This window comes from Streptomyces sp. NPDC004667, from assembly GCF_040609475.1.
Classification (GTDB): Bacteria; Actinomycetota; Actinomycetes; order Streptomycetales; family Streptomycetaceae; genus Streptomyces.
In genome coordinates this window covers 1-4,030 of the sequence record NZ_JBEXKC010000204.1, presented here as the reverse complement: position 1 = coordinate 4,030, position 4,030 = coordinate 1, and the positions used below count along the sequence as shown (strand labels likewise).

4 protein-coding genes are annotated in these 4,030 nt (G+C 71.7%); all 4 read right to left on the bottom strand.

The genetic code is table 11. From position 1 onward, the window contains the following. Positions 1-26: 26 nt before the first annotated feature. The gene (locus ABZW32_RS39165) at positions 27-992 is read right to left on the bottom strand and encodes an SRPBCC family protein (protein WP_356225600.1); all 966 of its coding nucleotides are present in this window, start codon (positions 990-992) and stop codon (positions 27-29) included. Between the two features lie 106 nt (positions 993-1,098). After that, positions 1,099-1,368 (bottom strand): acyl carrier protein, encoded by a 270-nt coding sequence (locus ABZW32_RS39160; protein ID WP_356225598.1) that lies wholly within the window; start codon positions 1,366-1,368, stop codon positions 1,099-1,101. A gap of 201 nt (positions 1,369-1,569) precedes the next feature. Continuing rightward, positions 1,570-2,391: an AfsR/SARP family transcriptional regulator gene (locus ABZW32_RS39155; RefSeq protein WP_356225596.1), complete on the bottom strand. Its 822-nt coding sequence runs from the start codon at positions 2,389-2,391 to the stop codon at positions 1,570-1,572. A gap of 303 nt (positions 2,392-2,694) precedes the next feature. Further along, positions 2,695-3,516: an AfsR/SARP family transcriptional regulator gene (locus ABZW32_RS39150; protein ID WP_356225602.1), complete on the bottom strand. Its 822-nt coding sequence runs from the start codon at positions 3,514-3,516 to the stop codon at positions 2,695-2,697. Between the last annotated feature and the right edge of the window lie 514 nt (positions 3,517-4,030).

The following is a 4,030-nucleotide window of genomic DNA, read 5'->3' as shown; positions in this document are numbered from 1 at the left end:
GCCGCGCGGCCGGCGCCCGGGCCCGCTCACTCCGGCCGCAGGCTCCTGACCGACTCCCTGGCGTACTGCTGCGCGGGCTCCAGGGTGGCCCGGCTCTCCCGGCCCAGCAGCTCCCGCACGTGCCGGCCCGCCCGCGCGGGATCCGCGCCGGGGCCCAGCATCCGCTCGACCGCGCCCGCGTCGAGCAGCACGTCGTGCCGGCACACCACGGTGACCCCCGTGGCGTCCGGCTCGACGGACCACTCCCCGGCGTGCGCGGCCAGCAGGGGATGCGGCCGGGTGCGCTTGAAGACGATGCGGCCGGCCGCCGGGAAGCACACGCGCACCTCCTCCGTGGTGTACGCGGCGCCGTCGTCGGCCAGGTTGACCAGACGGGTGCGCTGCACCCCCGGGCGGTCCTCCGTGACGTCGGCGCCCACGACGTGCGCGACCCGGCCGGGCCAGGAGCCCACCCGGTAGAGGAACTCGTGGACGGGTTCGGCCGGTCCCGGGATCCGCACCGCGTCCTCGAAGGACAGCAGCAGCCCGTCGAGCCGCTGCCAGCGCTCCGCGAAGGAGGCCAGCCGGCCGAGCACGCCGCGGGCTTCGGCCCGCGCGGACTCGAGCACGCGCGCGACGTCCGCCGTCCGGTTCCCGGCGACGGTGATGTCCTGCTCCAGCGACAGCCGCGACCAGCCCGGAGCAAGCTCCTCCACGCTCCACGAGCCGCCGGAGGTGGTCACGGGGTCGGCCGGACGCTCCTGGCGGAAGCCGACGCGCCGGTGGTGCGCGTCCAGGGTCCGCCGCCACAGCGACGGCCGCGCGGTCCCGTCCGCGATCGCCCACTGGGCGTACCGGTCCGTGGTGCCGTCGAACTCAAGCCTCTCCACGTGCACGGTGTCCGGAAGGAACAGCGGCCACGGCGCCGTGTCGGCCACCACGTTGTACAGGACCCCGGCCGGTGCGGCCGCGTCGACCGCGTGTGACATCCGGTGTACTCGCTCGACAGACATCAGACACCTCTCTCAACGCTTGACGCAGAGTCTGTCTGTATCCGCCGGAGTCCCCTTGGAATGCCGCTCGATTTCCGCACGCGGCCGGCCCCGCCGGCGCCCGCGATCACACCGCGGCGGCGGCCCGGCTGCCCAGGACCTGGTTGACGCACCGCAGGAAGCTCCTCGGCGTGTCCGCCCGTTCGAGCAGTTCACCGTCGAGGAGCACGTCGTACTTCCGCTCGATGGAGCCGATGGCCTGCAGGACGGAGAGCGAGTCGTAGCCGAGCTCGTCCCAGTACAGGTCCTGCACGTCCTCGCTCAGCTCCACGCACTCCTCCTCGCCTCCCCAGAACCGCAGGATGCGGGCCAGCTCCGTGAGCCCCAGCCGGTCCATGGCTTGCCTCTCCCCTCGTCCACCGGGGCGTCGGCGCACACCGGGTCGCGACGAGCCTGGTCCCACCGGATGGAGAGCCGCTCACGCCGTCGGCCAGCCGCGCTGGAGCCGTCGACGCGCGCCCTGCCACGGCCCCGCCGTCCCCTGACCGCCGCCCCCTGATCGCCGTACGCGGACCGCCGTCCCCGGGCGACCGTCGCGTCAGGCCGCGTAGAGGTCGAAGGTCGAGCTGCGGCGCGGGCCCGCGGCCACGTCGAGCGCCGGGTCCACCCGGAGCATCGCCTGGTGCAGGCGCTGGAGCTGCTGCGAGGGCTCCACGCCGAGTTCGCCGATCAGCCGGGCCCGGAGCCTGCGGTACACGTCCAGCGCGGTGGCCTGCCGTCCCGACCGGTACAGGGCGACCATCGCCTGCGAGTGCAGGCCCTCGTGCTGCGGGTTCCTGGCCATCAACTCGGTGAGCTCGGCGAGCAGTTCGCTGTGCCGTCCCAGGCGCAGGTCCACGTCGATGCGCCGCTCGGTGGTGACCAGCCGGCTCTCCGCCAGCCGCAGCACCTCGATCTCCAGGATCGGCCCGACCTTGACGTCGACGAGGGCGGGTCCCTGCCACAGGTCGAGGGCCTGGCGCAGCATCTGCGCCGCGCGTTCGTCGTCGCCCTCGTCGAAGGCGCTCTGGCCGCCGGCCACCAGGGCCTCGTACGCGTGGACGTCCACCGACTCCTGCGGGATCTGGAGCAGGTAGCCGCCGTGCCGGGTCGCGAGCACGTCCTTGGCCGTGCCGGGGGCGCCCGGCCCCATGGCGGTGCCCAGTCTGCGGCGCAGTTGCAGGATGTACGTCTGCAGGGTGGTGAGGGCGCTCTCCGGGAGCTTGGTCCCCCAGATCTCCTCCATCAGGGTCGGTACGGGCATCACCCGGCCCGGGTAGAGCGCGAGAAGCGCCAGGATCTGACGCGGCTTGCCCGCCGTAGGAACGATCGATGCCCCGTTGACCTCGGCAGTCAACGGACCCAGAACCTGAATCTCCACGGTCTCCCGTCTCCCCTCCGTTATTTTGTCGAGATACTCACGGTTTTCAGTATTCGACCCGATGACGGTAAGGCAGCACAGGGCGGCGTCACCGCGTTCTCAAGCCGACGTCGAGCAGACCTCCGAAGGGGGCGAACAGCGGCGGGATTCGAAACGCCGTCTTCCGATTGACTGCCGGAAACCCTGTTCAGCCCGCAGATCGGTTCGGTCGCCTCTGTTCCGTTTACCTGATGCGCAAATTCGTTCCACGGATTTCCGGGAGGTGTCGGAAAGGAGTGGGGCGAATGATCTTTTGGTGATCCGTCAGCCCACTCGGGCGAGCCGCTTGCGGGCCGTCTCCGGGGATTCCGCCGGGTTCTCCGGGCCGCTCATCAGGATCGACCGCTGGAGACTGCGCAGCGCGGACGACGGCTCGATGCCGAGCTCGCGGACGAGGGTGGCGCGCAGCCGCTGGTAGGCGCTGAGTGCCTCGCCGCGGCGGCCGGATCGGTGGAGGGCGAGCATGAACTGCCCGTGCAGGTTCTCGTGGATGCGGTAGCGGCTGGCCAGGACCGTCAGTTCCGCGAGCAGTTCGCGGTGCCGGCCCAGGCGCAGGTCGGCTTCGATGCGCTGGTCGAGCGCGCACAGCCGGGTCTCCTCCAGGCGCCGCGTCTCCATGTCCAGCTGGACACCGCCCTCCACGTCGGCGAAGGCCGGGCCGGACCAGAGCGCCAGCGCCTCGCGCAGCAGCCGCGCGGCACCGGGGAAGTCGCCCGCGTCCATGGCCCGGTAGCCCATTCCGGCCAGCCGGTCGAATTCGCGGACGTCGCTGGTCCCGCCGGCGCTGCTGAGCATGTAGCCGCCGGGCAGCGTGACGAGCACGTCCTTGGGGGTCCGCGTCCCGTCGGTGCCCTCCAGCGCGGTGGCGATCAGGCCGCGCAGCTGGAGCACGTAGGTCTGGAGTGTCGTGCGGGCACTGCGCGGCGGCTGCTCGCCCCACAGTTCCTCGATCAGCGCGGACACGGGGACCACCTGGTCCGCGTGGAGCGCGAGCAGGGCCAGCACCTGACGGGGCTTGGCGGCGGTCGGCGTGATGGAGACCCCGTTCTCCCGCACGGTCAGTGCGCCCAGTACATCGATGTCCACGCCGTACTCCCCTGCTTCGTCCATGGATGAGCCCTCGACTTTCGCTGGAACGAGCAAAAAACAGCCGGGCCGGTTTGTCAATACCAAACCGGCTGTACCGTTTTTCGCCCCCGGGTGGCCGCACCAACCCCTGAAGCGCACCCCCTGAACTGGGACTTTCCTGCCCAGAAGGCCAACGAGAGGCCCCTCCAGGGGCCCCAGAGGGCAGGAAGAGTCGCCCTGGAAGGGGCGTCCGGCGGCCACGAAACGGCCGAGAACCGACCATGTGGTTGGGTCGCACGCCCCTGCGACCCGTCCGCGCGGGCCGGCCCGCCGCCAGGTTCAGACCGCAGAAGGGCATCCCCGCGCCACCGGCGCGATCAATACAAACCGCTTTAGCGGTTTGCTCACCGGCATTCGCGCTCGGTAGTCACTGGAACGACGCCGGAGCCCCGCCGGAACACCGCTCGAACGGCGGGGCCGCCACCTCCCCCGCCGGACCGGCGGAGAGCGCCCGCCGACCCGCGGACCGGCC

Bases quoted from the DNA above. Each gene is read 5' to 3' on its own strand.
- ABZW32_RS39165 (WP_356225600.1), bottom strand. From the start codon at position 992: ATGTCTGTCGAGCGAGTACACCGGATGTCACACGCGGTCGACGCGGCC.
- ABZW32_RS39160 (WP_356225598.1), bottom strand. From the start codon at position 1,368: ATGGACCGGCTGGGGCTCACGGAGCTGGCCCGCATCCTGCGGTTCTGG.